Genomic DNA, 20,753 nt, shown 5'->3' with positions numbered 1-20,753 from the left:
AACTGAAAGGCTGAGCCTATGGCTGAACCGCCTTTGTCAGGATTCTCCTGATTTAGTCAGGCAGACCAAAAGAGCATTGGACAATGAAGCGGAGCTCCTGCAGCAGCAAATCGGCCAAGAAACAGAAGGGCTGGCACAGCTGCAGATACAAGAAGCCAGTCATTATCAGAACCTCTCTGATTTATTGAATCTTTTATAGAACAGCCGGTCTTTAGACTGGCTGTTTTTCATTAGGCTTTATCGGCAGAAGACTTCGTTAAATAAGATTATCAAAAGTTGACACCGCTTACAAAAAAGAGTATAATAAGGTCAAAATTATTTATTGGAAATAGATGAAAGCTTGATATATAAAGGTTTTTGGTGTAAATTTTTTGGAAATCAGCTGAAACAAAAACCTGCTTCGTTAAGTGTTTGTTGATTGGTTCAGCTGTTTTGCAGCCGTTCCGTCTGGCTTAAATAAAAATTTTCTATGTTCAGTCGGCTGCAGGCTTCTCATCTGTCAATTTATGCTAGCTTCAGTGAAAGGAGGAGACAGATATGGTTTTATCAGTATTTTATAGCAAAATATCGGCTGCTCCTCCGATTTTTCTGCAATTCAACCTCTTTGAGCCGCCGTCGTGTTAATCAGACTGTTTATCTTAATGAAAGAAGGGACCAAAAAGGCAATAATGCTCCGATGTTTGGTCTTTTCTAGCTTGATGATTTAACCAACCCTTAAGAGCCCAGAAAAAGAATCGGTTCATTTTTTGTGAGTGGGGTATGGTTTTGTGTATGATTAGAAAGAGGAAAGAAAATGTCTGACAACATGATAATAACTTTAGGTTCAATTGCAATGATTGCAGTGGCCATTTGGGTGGTGCGCAGCATGCTCTTTGCAACACGATTTAGAGGCTATAATTATATTGTACGCTTTAAAGATATAGATGCAGTTCCTGATATTGCACAAAATGGCAATCTCAGAAAAAAACTGCGGATTGTCAGCCACAGCGGAGATGTTTATTTTGTACAGGCTCAGATTAATGATGCTAAAATTAAGGAAATTCTGCTGGCAGATTATCATCTGTCACCAGGGCAAGTGGTCGTTCAAACAACACAGCTGTCAGGCGGTGTCGGTGTACTGTAAAAGCAGTTTTAAGCTGTTATTCACACTAATTGCCTGCCTTATGATGAACTGTTCTTTTAACGGGCTTTGTATCAAGGGATTCTTTCTTTTCTAAAGAGACAGAAAGCAGCAGTTTTAATTATTTTATCCGATTCAAAGATGTTGAGTTAATACCTGATATTGAAAAAATACCATCTTAGACAAAAACTGCGGGTGATCAGCCGTCACAATGTTGTCTGCCTTGTGCAGTCAAAAATAAATGATGCTAAGCTCAACAAAGTTCTGACGGCTGATTGCCATTTGGCTCCCGGTCAAGTGACTGTGCGAACAACAGTATCGTTCCGTCAGTTTGCTTTGTAGTTTGTATGGAGCAGTTGATTTGGAAAGAAGGAGGAGAAAAATGTACTACTGGCTGGGGATTATTATTTTACTGGCACTTTTAGGCTTACAGCTCTACAGCCGTTCCTATCGCAAGAGGCTTACAGGGTCTTCCGAATCGATTTACATCATTCAATTTAAAAATATGGACAAACGTCCGGATATTCTGGCTAATGATAAAATAGCACCAAGCCTTGAATTGATTGCAGAAAAGGATAGGGAGTACCGTGTGTATTCAAAAATCAATGATACGGCCCTAAAGCAGCTGATTCGGGACGAGTATAATCTGAGTTCCGGTCAGGTTGTTATCAGCAGCCCTAATGGCATTATTCCTTCCTGACATTAAGGAAGAGTTTGCAAAAGAAGGAGCACTGGTTTGAAACTTTCGGGAAAGGAAACTTCTGAAACTGAAGTTTCCTTTTTATATAGCTTTTTAAGCAGGTTATGCAGACATTGGTTTTTTCCGTTTCACTAAGGAAAAAGATTGCCTTTACATTGTGTAAGCGTTTTATTAGAATAGTAATGTAAGCTATTACAAATTTTATTAAACGAAGGAGAAGAATTATGGCTAAAACAGCTTTGATTATTTGTGCAGGTGGCATGTCTTCCTCGATGATTGCTAAAAAGACAGCGACACTTTTGCAAGAACAGGGAGAAGATATCGAAATGGATGCTGTTGGTGTTCCTGAAGGGCAAAAACGCATCGAAGCTGATAAATACGATCTTTATCTAGTCAGTCCTCAGACAAAGATGAATTTCAAACAGTTAGCTGATGCTGCTGCTAAGAAAGATAAACCGATTGTGCAAATCCCGCCGCAAGCCTATATTCCTATTCCTATGGGGATTGAAAAAATGGCTGCATTAGTAAAGGAAAATATTTAGTACCCCCGTTTCTACGCTTAAGCAGTCTTGTAGGGCTGCTGAAGGTTACCATATGTTAAATAAAAAAGAAAGGCAGATTGTTCAGTATCTGATACAGAACAAAGAGCACTTTACGACCAGCAAGGAGTTGGGAGTGCAGCTGAATTGCTCAGACCGCACCATCAGAACTTACTGCAAGTCCATTATGGAGAAACTTGATGGCTATCAGGGCCTGCAGCTTGTTTCTAAACAGGGATACGGCTACCGTCTTATCGTTGAAGATGAAGAAAGGCTGGCTGACTTTTTAAAGGCTAACCGTCTGCCTAAAAGTCATCTTCCTAACGATGAGACGGCTGATGCCGATGATCGTTATAATTATTTGCTCAATAAGCTTCTCTTTGAACAAAATGAAATCTATTTTGACGATTTAACCAGCCAACTCTTTGTCAGCCGTTCTACTCTATCTAACGATTTTAAAAAAATCAGGCAGCGCTTTGCTCCCTACCATTTAAAAGTTGAAAGCAAAGCCAACAAAGGCGTTTATGTTACCGGATCGGAACGCGATAAGAGGCGGTTTATTATGGATTATTTCAGTGATTCCGGCTTTATCAGCAGTATGCATACCTATGTTGATGATGATTTTTTGAATCATAGCATCACTTTTGAGGAACTGTCCATTATTGTTATTGATGAATGCCGTGAAGCAGAACTAAAGCTGTCTGATTTTGTGATTCAAAATCTGATTATCCATATCGCCTTAGCTATTCGGCGCTTAGAGGCCGGTTTTGCGATAGCCAAGATAGAGCAGTCTGAAGCTTTTGCGGACTTGCCGGAACGCAGAGTAGCTGTAAGGATTTTAGAGCGGGTCGCTAAGGCTGCTTCAATGACTTTTCCCTCTGAAGAAGTTGATTATATCACGCTGCACCTGATTTCTAAAAGTCATAGCAGCCGAATTGTTCCTCAAGATTCGCTGTCTCAGCTTCGCTTTGAATTGATACAGGCTTTAGAGTCAATAGCTTTGCCATTTAGCAGCGATTCACAGCTCCTTGAAGGGCTGCTGGCTCATCTGTCAACACTTTTGCTGCGTCTTAACGGCCAGATTACTTTAGAAAATCCTTTGCGCGAAGAGATTCAAAATCACTATCAGAAAAGCTACCATTTGGCAGAAAAACTGATGCAAGCCCTGCCTGCTTTTTCTGGCTATTTGCTCTCGGCAGATGAACTGTCTTATATTGCTCTGCATTTTATGGCTGCCAGTGAGCGCTATAAAGAACGTCATGATAAATACAATATTTTAGTGATTTGCGCTACTGGATTTGGCTCTGCTCAGATGCTCAAGAGCCGGATTGAAAATGAGCTGGGAAATATCATCCATATCAAGGATGTCATCGGTTACTATGAAATTAATGATGACAGGTTAAAAGATGTTGATTTTATTATTTCTTCCATTGATCTTTCGCATTTGCTCTTTACGGTCCCTGTCTATACGGTCTCCATCTTTTTAAATGAAGATGAAGTACAGATGCTCCGTCATGAAATTGCTCAGCTGGGAAAAGCCTCATCTGCCGTTCAGGAGAGTAAGACTGGAGATAGTAGCGATATAGACTCGGTTTTTGACCAGTATTTTTCTGAAAAATCTTTCCTTATTTTAAAAGACGGTCATAAAGACAGTGTTATCAAGACACTTTTGGAGCTGATGGCAGAGGGGGAAGATCAGGCTTTTGTCGGGCGAATGCAGGAGCTGATCAGGCAAAGAGAAGAGATGTCTTCGGTCGTTTTCAGCGATACTATTGCGGTTCCCCATCCGGTTAAGGCTGCAGCCAACCACCATCGGATAGGTTTGGCTATTGTCAAAAACGGTCTGAAATGGAACAGTGATTATCCACATATTCAGTTCATTTTTTTAACATCTATGTCCATTCATAATAACGAAGGGTTAACAGAACTGGCTGCTTCCATTGTCGATTTGGTAGAGCGGCCTGATTTGCAGGCTGAAATGCTGGCTTGTCAGTCATTTGCACAGTTTAGGAAATTATTTTTAACGATAAAAGAGAGGTGACACCCATGAATCCAGAAGAGTTACAAGTAGCCGCTTTTGAGATTATTTTGAACTCCGGTAACGCAAGGACACTTGTTCATGAAGGCTTTGATGCTATGCGCAAGGGAGAGCTTGATTCAGCTGCTGCGAAACTTGAAGAAGCAAATGAAGAGCTGCTCAAGGCTCATCAAGCTCAGACCAACCTTTTACAAGAATATGCCGGCGGTACTGAAATTAAAATTGAAATCATCATGGTTCATGCCCAAGATCATCTAATGACAACGATGACACTGCGGGAAGTAGCCTTGGAAATGCTGGAACTGTATAAAAAGCTCGGCTAAAGCGGTCAGTTTTTTAAAGTGCTGCCGTCTCTTAAAACCAAAGGTAAGTTTTGTTCACTGTCAAGGAGGGAATTACTATGGCTGCTTTAACAGAAGCAGAAAAAAAGAAAATTGACGGGCTGAGAAAGAAAAACGGTCTGAAAAGTATGTATTACACCAGATATTTTCTGATTCGCTATGTGGTTGCTTTTTTCTTTTTTGTCAATCTCTACTGGCTGTTATTGCTGTCTTTGTCTGACGCTGCAAAATCGGCAGTGCTGCCGCTGGCTTTAGCGGCCTGCGGTGCTGTCTGTATGTGGGAGCAGTATCAGATGTATTCTGAAAATCAAAAGCCGGCACGTATGACTCGGCTGTATTTTCAGCTGATTATTATTGTTAACAGCCTGCTCATTCTTGCTGTGCTGTTAAATCATTATCACTCTTTTTACCCTTTTCTGGCTGTCAGCAGAACGGTACAGCTTTTATTAGCCGCACTTCTTGCGGCTGGCATAGGCTTAGCTGCTTGGATGTTAGCTAAACTTAAGCGTATCAACCAAAAAAAAGACAGGCAGTATTACCGTATCCAGCAGTATCTGGCTACTATTAAATAATTAGCAAACATATTTTTCATATTTTAAGGAGGAGGTTCAATAATGAATAAATTGTTTGAATTCTTAGAGAAGTACCTGATGGGACCGATGGGGAAGGTTTCTACCTACCGTCCCGTCCGTGCTATCGTTGCCGCTGGTATGGCCAGTATTCCTTTCACCATTGTCGGCTCGATGTTTTTGGTATTAAGCATTGTTCCGCTTGCTTTTCCTTTGGAATTTATCAAGGATTTCTGGGCTAATTCTTTTGACAAGATTCAGCCCTTGTACTTGCAGGCTTATAACTGTACAATGGGAATTCTGTCACTCTACTTTTCTATTGTCATCGGTTATGAATACACGAAGATTTATGCAGAGGAGCAGGAAGAAAATGTGGATCCGGTTTATGGCGCCTTGCTGTCTGTATTCGCATACTTCTTAACCATTCCGCAATTAGTTGTTTCAAAAGGGGCCTTTGACTACCTCAATGTTGATGGAGAAACCATCAACGGCTGGACTATCGGAGGAAACAGTCTGGACCGCCTATCAACTTCAGGTATGTTTACAGCTATTTTGATGGCTATTCTAGCTGTACAGCTCTATCGGCTGTGTGTTAACCGCAATTGGGTTGTGAAGATGCCGGAAGCTGTTCCCGAAGGGGTTTCCCGTTCCTTCTCCGCACTGATTCCTGCGGCTTTCGTTGCCTTTGTTTTGCTGATTATTGATGGTATTTTTATTGCTTTTGGGACAGATATCTACAATGTTATTGCTATTCCATTTGCCTTTGTCCGCAATATCACCAACAGCTGGATCGGTATCGTTATTATTTACCTGCTGGTTCACGCCCTGTGGATTGTTGGTATTCACGGTGCCAATATCGTCATGGGCTTGGTTAACCCAATTCTCTTGACCAACATGGCTGAAAATGTAAAAGGTGCTAATATCGCTTTTGCCGGTGAGTTCACAAATGCTTATGTTACTATCGGCGGTTCCGGTGCGACTCTGCTGCTCTGTGTTTGGCTGGCCTTCATGGCTAAATCTGCTCAGCTTAAAGTGCTGGGCAGGGCAGCGATGGGACCTGCTATCTTTAATATTAACGAACCCTTGATTTTTGGTATCCCAATTGTTTACAATCCTATTCTGGCACTGCCATTTATCTTGGCTCCGATTGCCAGTGCTTCTGTTGGTTATTGGTCTGTTAAACTTGGCTTAGCCGGTATAGCAACTGCTCAGACCCCATGGCCAACGCCCATCGGCCTTGGTGCTTACATTGGTGCCGCAGGAAGCGGCCTAGCCGGCAGTATCGGTGCTTTTATAACGGCCATTGTCTGCGCCATTGTCGCCTTTATCATCTGGTATCCATTTATCAAGATGTACGATAACAAACTGCTTGCTGAAGAAGGCGCAGCTGAAGCTTAACATATGGTAATAAGGCATCCTGTGCGTACAGGATGCCTTATTTGAAGAAAATAAGTCCTAAAAAGCTGTTTTAGAGGGTTGTTTCAGCCCGAACTCAAAAATGAGAGAGTGAGGGAATTTTAAGGCCTGAGATTTGTCTTACTGTTTACTTACTGGCTGTAGACGTCTGAAGGCTTTGTATCTTGTTGGAACTAAGGAGAGTTATGGGTAAATTAGGTTTGTCTGTCTACCCGTCGAAAACAGAGACGGCTATTCTTAAGAGTTATTTGTCAACTGCTGCTGAGATAGGCTACAGCAGGGTATTTACATCGATGCTGGAGCTTACAGACAGCACAGAAGAGACGCTTGATCGTTTTAGGGAAGTGATTGCCCACGGCAATCGTCTGGGAATGAAAACATCTATTGATATCAATCCGAAGCTGTTTGAACAACTGGGAGTAAATTATGAGGATTTAGCTTTTTTCAACGATTTGGGTGTTTGGGCTTTGCGGTTAGATCAGGGTTTTACAGGGCAGGAAGAAGCAGAGATGTCACAAAATCCTTATGGGCTGGTAATTGAGCTGAATATATCCCGCGGCCAGCACTATATTGATCAGGTAATGGACTTTTCTGCAGACCGCAGACATGTGACGGGATCGCATAATTTTTATCCTCAGCCCTATACAGGACTTGATTTTACTTATTTTACAGACTGTGCCGCCCAGTATAAGAAACACCATCTAAGGACAGCTGCTTTTATTGATTCCCCAAAAGGGACGGTGGGACCTTGGCCTGTTGGAGATATGCTGGTCAGTGCTGAATGTCAGCGTCAGTTATCGCCTGAGGCACAAGTTCAGCTTTTGTTGGCTACTCAGCTGATTGATGATATTTTTGTTGCGTCGTCCTTGCTGCCTGTTGATGAGCTGCAGAAAATATATGACAGCTTTGTATCAGCTGTACCTCGGTTGAAAGTGACTTTACTGTCTACGGCCTCGGCTGATGAGCAAGCTATTGTTCTCGATAACAGGCATCGCTATCGCGGAGATTATTCCGGCTATATGATTCGTTCATCAGAAATGCGCAGTCTCTATAAAGACAGAGATTTTCCGCCAGTAAATCATGACAAGATCATCGAAAAAGGTCAGCTGACTGTCTGTAATAATCGCAGCGGACAGTATAGAGGCGAACTCCAAATTGCTTTAAGAGAGCGGCCGAATGACGGCACTCACAATATCATTGGCAAAGTGGCCGACGATTATCTGCCTGTGCTGGATTTGCTGAAACCTTGGCAGTCTTTTGAACTGACACTGTGAGTCTAGCCTTCGTGAAGAACTTGTGAACTGGATAAAAATTATTGAAACAGTGTTATGAAATATTTAGATCTTGATACTTTTATTATAACAAATGTTAGAATGAAGATGTGAAAGGGGTGAGTGCTTGAATAAATGAAAATGGATATAAAAAAGGTGGGAATAAAGGGCCAGCGTTTTTAATAGCGGCTGCGGGATATTTTTTAGCCGGTTTTTTTGTCCCTTTTCTTTGGAGTTATTTTGCCAGTCCTTTTGGTTATACTTAGCCGGTTTTGTAGCAGCAATTATTGCGATTGGGCCTCTCTGGTATCTTGTTCACTATAAAGGCATGGTTCAGTTAAAGACTGGAGACATCGGAGTAGATATGGGATTTGGTATTGCTACAGCAGTGTTCATACGTGATGCTTTGGATTATGGCTGGACGGGTATTTTGAAGAGTTTTCCAACCCTGCTTCTTGTTGTTATTGGTGCAGCACTTGGCGGTTTTGGTGCCTACTGCGTAGAAAGGCTTTTGTCAAAAAAAAGGGAGGGAAAGAGTGACCATTAGTCAAATCTTATTAACTGTGCTTGGTGGTTTTGCTTTGCCATTTGCGGTCTTGCTTATCTGGGGGAGACTTGTTTTGAAATGGCATGCTTTAGGCGGTTTTATGGCTGCATTGGTGATTATTGGCCCGATTTGGCTTTTGAATCACGGAATACCCGCTGCCTTTATTAAGCAAGCCGGTCCAGTTTTTATTGATATGGGATTGGCAACTGACGTTGGTGTTTATGTGCATGGTCTTTTAGCAGGTGGCAAGATTAAACAATCATGGCTCAATGTTCTTGCAGCTCTGTTTGGAGGCATTTTAGCAGGTTTTGTATTAAACAAGATTTTTTAAACTAAATACAGTCTAAACGCAGTTGAAGTGAAATCAGAAATGGGTGAGCAAGGGGAGATTGTAATCTGTTGCGCTGTTCGCCAGTTAAGTAGCTTTTCAAAGCTTTAAAATGTTTGTTAGGCCTTACAGGAGCGTGGCAACAAACTTCATAGCTTCATAGTCTGAGGTTCTGTCTTTCTCCTTAGTCGTCCTGACAGAGGTGCGTCTGCGAAATCGAAGATTTCTGGCTTACCGCCATTTTTGCTTTGCTCTTTTCACGGGCTTTGTATCTTGTTGGAACTGAACACGGGTTAAACGCTGTGGGAAAAAGACGCCCTGACTTAGAATTTGACGATTCGTCAGTCAGTCCCCTATTTTCCTTTTGCGTTTTTAACGCCCTTTGTATCTTGGTGTAATTGAACACGGGCTAAAATCCTAGTGAAAAAGATGGTTGTCAGCGTGATGCCAGCATCACTTGCCATCCCCTATTTTCATACGGATTTTTTAACGCCCTTTGTATCTTGGTGTTTTGAGGAGGATTGGTATGCTTACAGTTGGTTTTATTGGGAATGGGAAAAGTACGAACCGTTACCATTTGCCCTTTATTTTGAAAACAAAGAAATTTCAGGTCAAAACGATTTTTTTTCCATCAGGTAAGAGTAGTTGGCAAAAACTGGACGGTGTGAATTATACAAGCTCTATCGATGATATCTTAACAGATGACGGACTTGATTTGATTATTATCACAACTCCGGCTGAATTTCATTATGAAAATGCTAAATTAGCTTTGGAACATGGGAAAAATGTTCTTTTAGAGAAGCCTTTCACAATGCTTGCCGCAGAAGCAAGGGAACTGTTTGATCTAGCAAAAGAGAAGGGTGTATTTTTGCAGGCTTATCAGAACCGACGCTTGGATTCTGATTTTTTAACCGTACAAAAAGTGATTGAAAGCGGCAAGCTGGGGGAACTGTTAGAAGTTGAGATGCACTATGACTATTTTCGTCCGGAAGTGCCTGAATCAATGAAGACTTTCTCACCTGCAGTGTCTTACCTGTATGGCCATGCCTGTCATACGGTTGATCAAGTTCTTTCTTATTTCGGCGACCCAGATCATATCCACTACGATGTGCGCCAATTATTGGGCGAAGGCAGGATGAATGATTATTTTGATCTTGATTTTTACTATGCCGATGCTCTAAAAGTTTCAATCAAATCGAGTTATTTCCGCATTAAAGCGCGTCCTAGCTTTGTTGTGTACGGTAAAAAGGGAATGTTCGTTAAGGAAACAAAGGATCGGCAGGAAGATGATCTGAAACATTTTTATATGCCGGATCATGCTGATTTTGGACTGGATTATCCTGAACATTATGGCTGTCTGACCTATGTGGATGAAGCGGGAACTTACCATGAGGAAAAAGTTGTTTCAGAGGTTGGTGACTACAGCCAGTTTTATGAAAAGCTTTATCAGTCACTGGCAAATGGAGCTGATAAATTTGTCCAAGACAGTGAAACAATCAGGCTGATCGAAATTTTAGAAGAAGGAATTTCGGGGTTGAAGTGATGAGACTGCAGCCTGCAAGATAATTTTATGCATGCCTGAACGAGAATTGCTTTGCTGTCTGCCGTTTTTGTTTTCTGTTAAGAACGGGCCTCTCCAGTACTTTCTGTTCAGCTTGGGTATCTCAGGCATGCTCAATTTGTTAAAAAAGCAAGTGAAGGGGCCAAAATTTTTATAATTGAACACGGGCTAAACGCTGCGGGAAAAAGATGGCTGTCGCCGTAGCCGTCTGAAAGCTTTGTCGTCCTAGTGGCCGACAGCAGCTTTCTAGTCGTCTTGGCAGGGGTGCGCAAACGAAATCAAAGATTTCTGGCTTACCGCCATTTTTTCTGTGAGCTTTAACGGGCTTTGTATCTTGTTGGAACTGAACACGCCCTAAAATCCTAGTGAAAAAGATGGTTGTCAGCGTGATGCCAGCATCACTTGCTATCCCCTATTTTCATACGGATTTTTTAACGGGCTTTGTATCTTGTTGGAACTGAACACGCCCTAAAATCCTAGTGAAAAAGATGGCTGTCAGCGTGATGCCAGCATCACTTGCCATCCCCTATTTTCATACGGATTTTTTAACGGGCTTTGTATCTTGTTGAATTGAACACGCCCTAAAATCCTAGTGAAAAAGATGGCTGTCAGCGTGATGCCAGCATCACTTGCCATCCCCTATTTTCATACGGATTTTTTAACGGGCTTTGTATCTTGTTGAAAGGAGTTTTCGATGACTTTTCCAAAAAATTTTCTGTGGGGCGGTGCTTTGGCTGCCCATCAGTTTGAAGGTGGTGTATTAGAGACTTCAAAGGGGCTTTCTGTTGCTGATGTGATGACGGCAGGAGCTCATGGTGTGCCTCGGCTTATCACCGATGGCCTTGTTGAAGGCAACTACTACCCTAATCATATTGGTATTGATTTTTATCATCACTACAAGGAAGACATTGCTATGTTTGCTGATTTGGGTTTCAAATGCTTTCGGACGTCAATCGCCTGGTCCCGTATTTTTCCGAAAGGGGACGAAGCAGAGCCCAACGAAGAAGGACTGGCTTTTTATGATGCTGTTTTTGACGAACTGCTGAAATACGGGATTGAGCCCGTGATTACCCTATCGCATTTTGAAATGCCTTACCATCTGGCTAAGGAATACGGCGGTTTTATGAGTCGCAAAACCATCGATTATTTCCTTAATTTTGCTGAAAGTGTCTTTAAACGTTACAAAAATAAGGTCAAATACTGGATGACCTTCAATGAAATCAATAATCAAATGAACTACAGCAATGATATTTTCGGCTGGACAAATTCCGGTGCTCATTTTGGCGACTATCAAAATCCTGAAGAAGCTATGTATATTTGCGGTCATCATACTCTGCTGGCTTCTGCCAAGGCGGTTAAACTCGGTAAAGCTATTAATCCGGAATTTAAGATTGGCAATATGATTGCCATGGTACCGATTTATCCCTTCTCAGCCCGTCCGGCTGATCAGGTTCTGGCTCAGCAAATGATGCATAACCGCTGGTTCTTCTGTGATGTACAGGTTCGCGGCTATTATCCGAATTATGCCTTAAAAATGTTTGAACGTAAAGGTATCACTGTTGATATCACAGAAGAGGATAAAGAAGTTTTGGCTTCAGGAACAGTTGATTACATCGGCTTTAGCTATTATATGAGCAATACAGTTGATTCAACAGCACATAAAGATATTTCTCAGGATACTAGCGGAGGCAGTGAATACTCTGTTACCAATCCTTTTATTAAAGAATCCGATTGGGGCTGGGCGATTGACTCAGAAGGTCTGCGCTATTCCCTTAACGCTTTTTATGAACGTTACCAACTGCCGCTTTTTATTGTTGAGAATGGATTTGGAGCTATTGATGTCAAAGAGGCTGACGGTTCAGTGCATGATCAGTATCGTATCGACTATCTGCGGGCTCATATCAAAGAAATGGAAAAAGCCATTGATGAGGACGGTGTTGAGCTTTGGGGCTATACGCCTTGGGGCTGCATTGACTGTGTTTCATTTACAACTGGTGAGATGAAGAAGCGCTATGGCTTTATTTATGTGGATCGCAACAATGATGGATCAGGGACCCTAGAGCGTTCTAAAAAAGATTCCTATGATTGGTATAAGCAAGTGACAGCGTCAAATGGAGCAGACTTAGGCTAGTGAGGTAAAAAACCATAAAAAATGCAGCAAATGGTTTAGGTCAATGCAGTAGGAGCTAGTAAAAGCCGGTCTTAAGTCATCAGCTTTTCCTTACTCCTATATCCGGCTTTGCACAGTATGGAGTGGGGGCTCGATAGCAGTCTATAAAGGCACTCATCTGATTGATAAGAGAGTTTGGGGCTTTGTTTAAGTAATAAAGGAGGAAGAAATGACAAGGACGATTATTCAAAAAAATCGTGTGGCTGTCATTACCGGAGCAGCAGCAGGAATTGGTTTGGCAGCCACAAAGTTTCTGTCAGAAAAGGGAATGAAGCTTGTTCTTTTTGACATTAATGAGGATGCCCTAAAGGCAGTAGTAGAAACACTGCCGACAGAAGCGGTCTACCTCGGGGGTGATGTCAGGGACTACTCAGCTTTGGAAAAACTCCATCAATTGACTTATGAAACTTTTGGGGAATGTGCTTTGCTGTTTAATAATGCTGGAATCGGCAAAAAAGCGGGGCCGCTGGATGCTTATTCAGACTGGGAAGAAACGGTAGCCGTAAATTTTTCGTCCATTGTTAATTTGCAGCATCTCTTTGTTCCCACTATGCTTGCCCAAAATAATGAAGGAGCAGTTGTTAACCTCGGCTCAAAAGAAGGGATAACGACACCTCCTGGTAATGTAGCCTATTCTGTTTCGAAAGGGGCTGTAAAAATTTTGACGGAACATTTGCAGCATGAACTGCGAAACATTCCTGACTGTCAAGTGTCAGCCCATTTATTAGTTCCGGGCTATACCTGGACACCTATGAATTTTCCGGAAGCTGATTTTGAGCGGCCGGAGACCAAGCCTGAAGCCCCTTGGTCGGCTGAGGAATTGTTGGAGTACTTTTATAAACGCTTTGAACAAGGTGATTTTTATATCATTGCCTTAGATAACGAAGTGACAAAAGTTATAGATGACCGCCGCATGCGCTGGGCTATGGATGATTTAATCTATAACAGGCCGGCTCTGTCCCGCTGGGACAAGGACTATCAGGAAGCTTTTTCCAGTTGGCAAAATAAAGGCCCCCTGGCCTGATGAAGACTGACTGCCTAATGCGACAGTATGGCTAAAAGAAATGGGACTCAACAGCCCATATAATAAAAATGCCAATTTTCAGTACAGCTTTAAAAGAATCAGACAGGAGGCATTCCTGTCTGATTCTTTGTTATTAACTGTTTCGATTGGTTTTTTATTGTTTATATTGTGTATTTAAGATAAAATAAAAAAGAACAGACATTCTATTACGGTTTAAGGCTGTGCGAAGAAAACGACAGGACAAGGAAAGTTATGACAGTAAAAATCATTGCAACCGATATGGACGGTACATTTTTAACAGACAGGAAAACCTATGATAAAGTTTTGTTCGACAGGCTCTGGCAGCTTTGTCAGGAACAAGATATTAAATTTGTTGTCGCCAGCGGCAATCAGTATCGTCAGATTATTCAGCAGTTTCCCGGCCGTAGCGACCATATTGCGGTGATTGCAGAAAATGGAGGTCATATTGTCGTTAACGGCAAGACGCTGTTGGAAGAGTTTGTAAGTCCACATGCTGTTACAAGGTTGCTTTCTTATATGGAAAGCTATTATCCCGAAGCCATTATCAATTTGGCCGGCAAAAAATCGTCTTATATGCTGCAGACAACACCGACTGCTGTCAAAGAAGCTTTGCGCTACTATCTGCCGGCGATGCAGTATGTTGATAATTGGCATAGGGTTTCTGATGACCATTTCTTTAAAGTTACCTTTCTGGTTGAGGAATCTCTGACTTCCAGCATCCAGAAAGCTATTAACCAGCGCTTTAGATCCGATCGGTTGCGGGCGACCTCCAGCGGCTTTGGCTGTTTAGATATTATCCCTGCCCATGTGCATAAAGGAACTGGCCTTAAGTATCTGTTGGAATACTGGGGGCTGACTGCTGACAGTCTCTTGGCTTTTGGCGATGGCGGCAATGACTTGGAAATGTTAAAGTTAGCAAAATATTCTTATGCTATGGCTAATGCAGCAGAAGAAGTAAAGGCAGCAGCAGCTTTTCAAGCGCCGGCAAATGAAGAAAATGGTGTTCTGAAAGTAATGGCTTCTTATCTGATGAAGCAAGAAGCTGAGCATACTGCTTTTAATATGTAAATACAGTTTGTAAATCAAATAGCAGGAGGCCGCAATGTTAGAAACAATCAGCCCGGAATTGAGGGCCTATCAGGACGATAAACTGGAACAGTTTAAAAAACGTAACCCACAGGAAGAAAAAAACGGCATCGTTTTTGCCGGCGACTCTCTCATTGATTTTTTTCCGTTAAAGAAATGGCTGGGACGGGAGTATCCTCTCATCAACCGAGGGATTGCCGGTATCGATTCTAAATGGCTTTTGCAGCATTTAAGGACTCAGGTGGGTGATGTCAAACCGGCTAAGGTATTTATTTTAATCGGAACAAATGATTTGGGACTGGGCTGTGAGCCAGCCACAATTATAGGCAATCTGTCTGCAATAGTAGCCGAACTGCAGGGCTCTTTCCACACGGAACAGGTCTATGTGCTGTCGCTTCTGCCAGTTAATCAGTCAGCAGCTTACCGCCAGACTGTTAAACAACGCGGCAATCAAGCCATTAGGACGGTTAACAAGGCTTTGGCAGATTTGTCTGACTGTATTTTCATTGATTTATATCATGATTTGCTGGATGAAAGGGGCAACCTTGCTGAAAGCTACACTGTAGACGGCCTGCATCTGACTCCTTCAGCCTATCAGTGCATTTCTGATCGAATAAAAGCCTACCTCTGAAAGAAAACCGCAATAAGGAAGGGTCGACAAAGTTTTTTGCAGAACAAGTTATGATAAAAACGGAGGTGATTTGTTGGCTGTAAAATTAATTGCCAGCGATATGGATGGAACTTTTTTGGATGGCTGCGGTGACTATGACCGCCGGCGTTTCGAAAGGCTCTTAGATATATTGGAAGAAAAGGGCATTAAGTTTGTTGTAGCTTCCGGCAACAGTATGCCCAGGTTGGCGATGATGTTTGACGGTCTTTTAGAGCGGCTGATTGTGGTTGCTGAGAACGGAGCCCAGCTGATTACAAACGGCCAGCTGTTTGCTGAACATACGGTTGCTAAGTCAGATTTAGAAAATTTTCTGGCTTATTTTTCTAAACAGCTAGTGGACTACAAGGTGATGCTTTCAGGTTTGAAGGCAACTTATATGCTCAAGGACAGTCATTTCAGTATTGACAGCAGCCTGATTAAAGCTGATCAGGCCGCTCTTTTGATGAAAAGCATTGTAGAGCTGTCGGATTTTAATCAGCTGCCGGCTGATGAGCGTTTCTTTAAAATAAGTCTGCTCCTGCCAGAAGAAAAAGACAGGGAAATTATCGCCGATTTTAATAATTGTTTTTCAGGGCATTTAACAGCTACGGCCAGCGGTTTTGGTGGTGTTGATATCATTCAGACCGGCTGGCATAAAGGCCGGGCCTTAGCCCAGCTGATGCAGCTTTATGGCCTGACTGCTGATCAGGTCATGGCTTTCGGGGATGGCGGAAATGATATTGAAATGCTGCGGCTGGCGGGGGCTTCTTATGCTATGGACAATGCTCCCCAGGAGGTGAAAGCAGCTGCCCGTTTCATTGCTCCTAGTCATAAAGAAGCCGGTGTTTTTCAGGTCATTGAAGATTATTTAAAAAAATCAGAAATAAAATAAGACGACTTGAAAGGCCGGCAATCAGCCCGGTCTTTCATTTGCAGAGAGCCGATAGAATTTTGAATAGATTTTCATCAGTGTACTGCAGACTGACAAGATGAAACAAAAATTTAAAAGCTTACTGGGAAAGCTGTTTCTTAAAAATCGGTTAATAGTATTAGTTTATCTGATTATTGCATAAGAAAACGCTTGCAGAACCTTATAAAATAGAAGTGTATACTATAGGAAGAGGTAATCGATGATGAAACAATTTCCTCCGGGTTTTTTATGGGGCGGCGCTACAGCAGCCAACCAGTTTGAAGGGGCGTGGAATGTTGATGGACGTGGACCGGCGACTTCAGATACAGCGCGTGCTGTTGCACCTGAAGATCGGCAGACAATGGGCAGTGAGTTCAATTCGCCGATGAACCGTGCGAAGCTGGATGCAGCTTTAAAGGATAAGGAAGGACTTTATCCAAAACGCTGGGGTTCTGATTTTTACCACCGCTATAAAGAAGACATTGCTCTTTATGCTGAAATGGGTTTTAAAACCTTCCGCTTATCTATTGCTTGGTCCCGAATTTTTCCAAACGGTGACGATGCTCAGCCGAATGAAGCTGGTTTAGCTTTTTATGATAAGGTTTTTGATGAACTTAATAAATATGGGATTGAGCCGCTTGTGACACTCTCTCACTACGAATTTCCCCTTCATTTAGTAACAGCATATGGCGGATGGAAGAATCGCAAAGTGATTGATTTCTTTGTTCGCTATGCTGAAACGGTTTTTAAGCGTTACAAAGAGAAGGTCACCTATTGGCTGACTTTCAATGAAATCAATATTATCGGTATGACAGGCTATTTATCCGGCGGTTTACTGTTTGAAGACGGTCGACTGAACCTGCAGGAAATGTACCAAGCAGCACACCATCAGTTTCTGGCGTCAAGTCTGGCAACGAAGGTTGGCCATGAGATTAATCCAAATTTTAAAATTGGCTGTATGCTGGCACGTATGCAGGCTTATCCTGCGACCTGCAATCCTGATGATGTGATGGAGGAAGTGAAAAAAGATCACGAAAATCTCTTCTTCTCAGATGTTCAGGTTCGCGGCAAATACCCGTCTTATGCCAAACGTTTCTTCAAAGAAAATCAGATTGACTTAGAAATCGCTGACGGCGACCTTGAGATTCTTGAAAAATACCCTGTTGACTTCATGTCCTTCTCTTATTATATGAGTTCTATTGCTCGTAAGAAAGATTCCGGTGAACAAACAGCTGGGAATCTCATCTTGAGTGAGCCAAATCCTTATCTTCAAGCCTCTGACTGGGGCTGGCAGATCGACCCTGTAGGTCTTCGTGTGACACTTAATAAACTCTATGACCGTTATCAGATACCGCTTATGGTTGTAGAGAACGGCCTGGGAGCCCTTGACGAGGTAGAAGCAGACGGTAAAATCCATGACCGCTACCGTATTGATTATTTGCAGGCTCATGTCAAACAAATGTATAAAGCTATTGAAGACGGTGTTGATCTGATGGGGTATACTTGGTGGGGCTGTACCGATCTTGTTTCTGCTTCAACATCAGAGATGTCCAAGCGCTATGGGTTTGTTTATGTTGATGCGGACGATCAAGGAAGGGGGAGCTTTGACCGCTCGCGCAAGGATTCCTTTTACTACTACAAGGACTTAATCGCAAGCAACGGGGCTAATATTTTAAATGATTAGCCAGCTGACTTAAGATCATAAAGGAGGACAACAAGCTTGACAACACTTTACTTAATGCGGCACGGCGAAACTTTTTTTAATACACAGGGCCGCGTACAGGGAGCCTGTGATTCACCGCTGACCGATGCAGGCCTTGCTCAGGCGCAGTTAGCTAAAAGTTATTTTGACAAAAATAATATTCGTTTTGATGCCATTTACTCTTCCACACAAGAGCGGGCCGCTGATACAGCCAGACTGATTTCCGGTCAGGAACCCATTCAGTTAAAAGGGCTGAAAGAAATGAATTTTGGAGAGTTTGAAGCACAGCCCGAAAATCTTCTGCCCAAGTTTAGACCGGGTAGCCGATTTTTTGAGGATTTATTGGTGCCATTTGGCGGTGAAGATATTTATGATGTCGGCAAGCGGGTCAGAAAAAGCATCGATGAGCATTTACAAGGAAGCGATGTCGGTTCTGTCTTGATGGTCAGCCATGGAGCAGCAATGTGGGGGCTGTGTCTGGAACTTGCTCTTAATTTCCCTGAAGAAGTCGGTTTTTCCAACTGCGCTATATGCGAGTTTCATTATAATGCTGGCAGCTATGCCATCCAAAAATTAGTTCTGCCGACTAAAAATTTTCAGACCATTGAGTTTAGGGAGACTAATCATGACTAAAACTTTCTATCTTATGCGGCATGGCCAAACTAGATTTAATGTTCAGGGACGTATTCAGGGAGCCTGCGATTCTCCTTTGACCGAATTGGGAATTGAACAGGCTAAAGCCGCCGGACGTTTCTTCCAAAAAAAGGGTTTGGTCTTTGACCGCATTTATTCGTCAACTCAGGAACGGGCCTGTGATACGGCGGAATTAGCAACAGGACGGCAGGATTATATCCGTTTAAAAGGTTTAAAAGAATGGGACTTTGGTGCTTTTGAAGCTCATCAAGAATATCTCAATCCTAAATTTACCGCCAGGACGACTCAGGCTACCGCGACTATTTTCTTGCATACGGCGGAGAATCCAATGTTCAGGTTTATGAACGGATGGCTGCAACCATTCGAAAAGTTGTTGCAGAAAGCAGTGAAAATGACTGTTTACTCTTTGTCAGCCATGGAGCAGCTATTACACAATTCTATCGGCATATGACTGAAAATCCGCCTGTCCCTGCTAAGCGAATGGCTAACTGTGCGATACTGAAAATCAGCTGCAATGATGACTGTAAAATGGAAGTTCAGTCTATCTTTAATCCTATGGAAGAAGAGTATATCTTTGAAAGGTAATGGCTTATGAAAACGCTATATTTGATGCGCCATGGTGAAACCTTATTTAACCAATTGCAGTTAATCCAAGGGTGGTGTGATTCTCCTTTGACTGAGCAAGGCAGAATCCAGGCTCAACAAGCAGGAGCTTATTTTGAGGAGAAGGGGATTCATTTTAATTACCTATACAGTTCGACATCAGAACGGGCTTGTGAAACTCTGGAGCTGGTTAGTAAAAGAAGTGATTATAAACGGTTGAAAGACTTGAAAGAATTTAATTTCGGCCGTATGGAAGGCAAGCCTGAATACCTGCATCCTAACCGGCGACTGGGACAGAAAGGGCACGGCGATTTTTACCTTCAGTATGATGGAGAAAGCGACAGCCAGCTTGAAAAGCGTGTTAAAGAGACGATTGTCAAACTGGTGGATGAAGCAGAAGCAGGAGCTTCTATTCTGGCAGTCAGTCACGCCGGAGCAATCATGTCTTTTTACCGACAGTCAGATGTGCCAGCCTCATTTGACCTGCCTCTCTCTAACTGCAGTATTTTGAAATATGAAATAAGGGAAAAGCAATTTACTTTAGCTGAATTGATTGATCCGGTTCACCAAAAACAGTGGTTTTTTTAAAATAATGTCAGTTGGTGCAAGGCTGGAAGCCACAGATGTCTGAGAGAAAGAGATGACTTTTAGCTTTCATTAATTTAATAGTTGTACTGCCTGTACAGAAATGAAACAGCCAGCGTTATTTAGCCGTTTTTCAAATCTTTACTGGGCCTGAGGGGAAGAAATAGCGGACATCACGATTCGGACTACTGTCTCGCTCCCTTAACGTCCCTTTGGTATCTTGTTAATTGAACACGCCCTAAGAGCTGTGCAAAAAAGATATGGCTAAGTTTAGAATTGATTTCAAGTTAGCTAGCCGTAGCCGTCTGAAAGCTTTGTCGTCCTAGCGGCCGACAGCAGCTTTCTAGTCGTCTTGGCAGAGGTGCGCCTACGAAATCAAAGATTTCTGGCTTACCGCCATTTTTGCCTTGCTCTTTTAACGGGCTCTGTATCTTGTTAATTGAACACGCCCTAAACGCTGCGGGAAAAAGATGGCTGTCAGCGTGATGCAAGACATCACTTGACATTCCCTATTTTCCTTTTGCGTTTTTAACGGGCTTTGTATCTTGTTAATTGAACACGGCCTAAGCTCTTTGCAAAAAAGAGACGCAGTCGTAGGAAGCATAAGCTGACGTACGAATGTGGCTGCTCTTGTGAGTATAAAACTTCCTAGAAACCGAAGTTTCTTCGTCAGTTTTCCTATTTTTGCTATGAGCTTTTAACGGCCTTTGTATCTTGTTAATTGAACACGCCCTAAGAGCTGTGCAAAAAAGATATGGCTAAGTTTAGAATTGATTTCAAGTTAGCTAGCCGTAGCCGTCTGAAAGCTTTGTCGTCCTAGCGGCCGACAGCAGCTTTCTAGTCGTCTTGGCAGAGGTGCGCCTACGAAATCAAAGATTTCTGGCTTACCGCCATTTTTGCCTTGCTCTTTTAACGGGCT

20 protein-coding genes and 1 pseudogene are annotated in these 20,753 nt (G+C 42.5%); all 21 read left to right on the top strand.

Annotated features, from left to right (window positions below; genetic code table 11):
• A partial coding sequence (locus AB3329_RS10695; protein WP_368396104.1) for a hypothetical protein occupies positions 1 to 199 on the top strand: 199 nt, incomplete at its 5' end.
• A 594-nt stretch (positions 200 to 793) separates the two neighbouring features.
• Entirely contained in the window at positions 794 to 1,123 is a 330-nt protein-coding gene (locus AB3329_RS10690) for a hypothetical protein (protein ID WP_368396103.1), read from the top strand.
• Positions 1,124 to 1,502: 379 nt separating this feature from the next.
• Positions 1,503 to 1,820, top strand: coding sequence for a hypothetical protein (locus AB3329_RS10685; RefSeq protein WP_368396101.1), 318 nt, complete (start codon positions 1,503 to 1,505; stop codon positions 1,818 to 1,820).
• 224 nt (positions 1,821 to 2,044) lie between these two features.
• On the top strand, positions 2,045 to 2,362 hold the full coding sequence (locus AB3329_RS10680; protein ID WP_067061782.1) for a PTS cellobiose transporter subunit IIB: 318 nt from the start codon (positions 2,045 to 2,047) through the stop codon (positions 2,360 to 2,362).
• 52 nt (positions 2,363 to 2,414) lie between these two features.
• Positions 2,415 to 4,400, top strand: a complete 1,986-nt coding sequence (locus AB3329_RS10675) for a BglG family transcription antiterminator (protein WP_368396099.1) — start codon at positions 2,415 to 2,417, stop codon at positions 4,398 to 4,400.
• Positions 4,401 to 4,405: 5 nt separating this feature from the next.
• The gene (locus tag AB3329_RS10670; protein WP_368396098.1) at positions 4,406 to 4,720 is read left to right on the top strand and encodes a PTS cellobiose transporter subunit IIA; all 315 of its coding nucleotides are present in this window, start codon (positions 4,406 to 4,408) and stop codon (positions 4,718 to 4,720) included.
• Positions 4,721 to 4,797: 77 nt separating this feature from the next.
• On the top strand, positions 4,798 to 5,310 hold the full coding sequence (locus AB3329_RS10665) for a hypothetical protein (RefSeq protein WP_368396097.1): 513 nt from the start codon (positions 4,798 to 4,800) through the stop codon (positions 5,308 to 5,310).
• A gap of 42 nt (positions 5,311 to 5,352) precedes the next feature.
• Complete coding sequence (celB, locus tag AB3329_RS10660; protein WP_368396096.1) at positions 5,353 to 6,705, top strand: PTS cellobiose transporter subunit IIC; 1,353 nt, start codon at positions 5,353 to 5,355, stop codon at positions 6,703 to 6,705.
• A gap of 203 nt (positions 6,706 to 6,908) precedes the next feature.
• On the top strand, positions 6,909 to 7,997 hold the full coding sequence (locus AB3329_RS10655; protein WP_368396095.1) for a DUF871 domain-containing protein: 1,089 nt from the start codon (positions 6,909 to 6,911) through the stop codon (positions 7,995 to 7,997).
• A 226-nt stretch (positions 7,998 to 8,223) separates the two neighbouring features.
• A complete protein-coding gene (locus AB3329_RS10650) occupies positions 8,224 to 8,541 on the top strand; it encodes a Lin0368 family putative glycerol transporter subunit (RefSeq protein ID WP_438272906.1) in 318 nt (105 codons plus the stop codon).
• Complete coding sequence (locus AB3329_RS10645) at positions 8,531 to 8,872, top strand: Lin0368 family putative glycerol transporter subunit (RefSeq protein WP_368396092.1); 342 nt, start codon at positions 8,531 to 8,533, stop codon at positions 8,870 to 8,872. The genes AB3329_RS10650 and AB3329_RS10645 overlap by 11 nt, the downstream gene beginning before the upstream one ends.
• Positions 8,873 to 9,395: 523 nt before the next feature.
• Positions 9,396 to 10,412, top strand: coding sequence for a Gfo/Idh/MocA family oxidoreductase (locus AB3329_RS10640; RefSeq protein ID WP_368396091.1), 1,017 nt, complete (start codon positions 9,396 to 9,398; stop codon positions 10,410 to 10,412).
• Between the two features lie 712 nt (positions 10,413 to 11,124).
• Positions 11,125 to 12,561 carry a 6-phospho-beta-glucosidase gene (locus tag AB3329_RS10635; RefSeq protein WP_368396089.1) on the top strand — a complete coding sequence of 479 codons (1,437 nt, stop codon included), beginning with the start codon at positions 11,125 to 11,127 and terminating at the stop codon, positions 12,559 to 12,561.
• Positions 12,562 to 12,769: 208 nt separating this feature from the next.
• Complete coding sequence (locus AB3329_RS10630) at positions 12,770 to 13,624, top strand: SDR family NAD(P)-dependent oxidoreductase (RefSeq protein ID WP_368396087.1); 855 nt, start codon at positions 12,770 to 12,772, stop codon at positions 13,622 to 13,624.
• Positions 13,625 to 13,876: 252 nt separating this feature from the next.
• The gene (locus AB3329_RS10625; RefSeq protein WP_368396085.1) at positions 13,877 to 14,713 is read left to right on the top strand and encodes a Cof-type HAD-IIB family hydrolase; all 837 of its coding nucleotides are present in this window, start codon (positions 13,877 to 13,879) and stop codon (positions 14,711 to 14,713) included.
• Positions 14,714 to 14,747: 34 nt separating this feature from the next.
• Complete coding sequence (locus AB3329_RS10620) at positions 14,748 to 15,362, top strand: SGNH/GDSL hydrolase family protein (RefSeq protein WP_368396084.1); 615 nt, start codon at positions 14,748 to 14,750, stop codon at positions 15,360 to 15,362.
• 73 nt (positions 15,363 to 15,435) lie between these two features.
• The gene (locus AB3329_RS10615; protein WP_368396082.1) at positions 15,436 to 16,272 is read left to right on the top strand and encodes a Cof-type HAD-IIB family hydrolase; all 837 of its coding nucleotides are present in this window, start codon (positions 15,436 to 15,438) and stop codon (positions 16,270 to 16,272) included.
• Positions 16,273 to 16,510: 238 nt separating this feature from the next.
• Positions 16,511 to 17,974, top strand: coding sequence for a glycoside hydrolase family 1 protein (locus AB3329_RS10610; RefSeq protein WP_368396081.1), 1,464 nt, complete (start codon positions 16,511 to 16,513; stop codon positions 17,972 to 17,974).
• A gap of 54 nt (positions 17,975 to 18,028) precedes the next feature.
• Positions 18,029 to 18,625 carry a histidine phosphatase family protein gene (locus AB3329_RS10605; protein ID WP_368396105.1) on the top strand — a complete coding sequence of 199 codons (597 nt, stop codon included), beginning with the start codon at positions 18,029 to 18,031 and terminating at the stop codon, positions 18,623 to 18,625.
• A pseudogene (locus AB3329_RS10600) lies at positions 18,618 to 19,231 on the top strand (histidine phosphatase family protein). Before AB3329_RS10605 ends, AB3329_RS10600 begins: the two are co-directional and overlap by 8 nt.
• A gap of 6 nt (positions 19,232 to 19,237) precedes the next feature.
• Positions 19,238 to 19,837, top strand: coding sequence for a histidine phosphatase family protein (locus AB3329_RS10595; RefSeq protein WP_368396079.1), 600 nt, complete (start codon positions 19,238 to 19,240; stop codon positions 19,835 to 19,837).
• Positions 19,838 to 20,753 lie beyond the last annotated feature (916 nt).

The organism is Streptococcus huangxiaojuni (assembly GCF_040930515.1).
Taxonomy (GTDB): Bacteria; Bacillota; Bacilli; order Lactobacillales; family Streptococcaceae; genus Streptococcus; species Streptococcus huangxiaojuni.
This window is presented reverse-complemented; position numbering and strand designations above follow the sequence as displayed.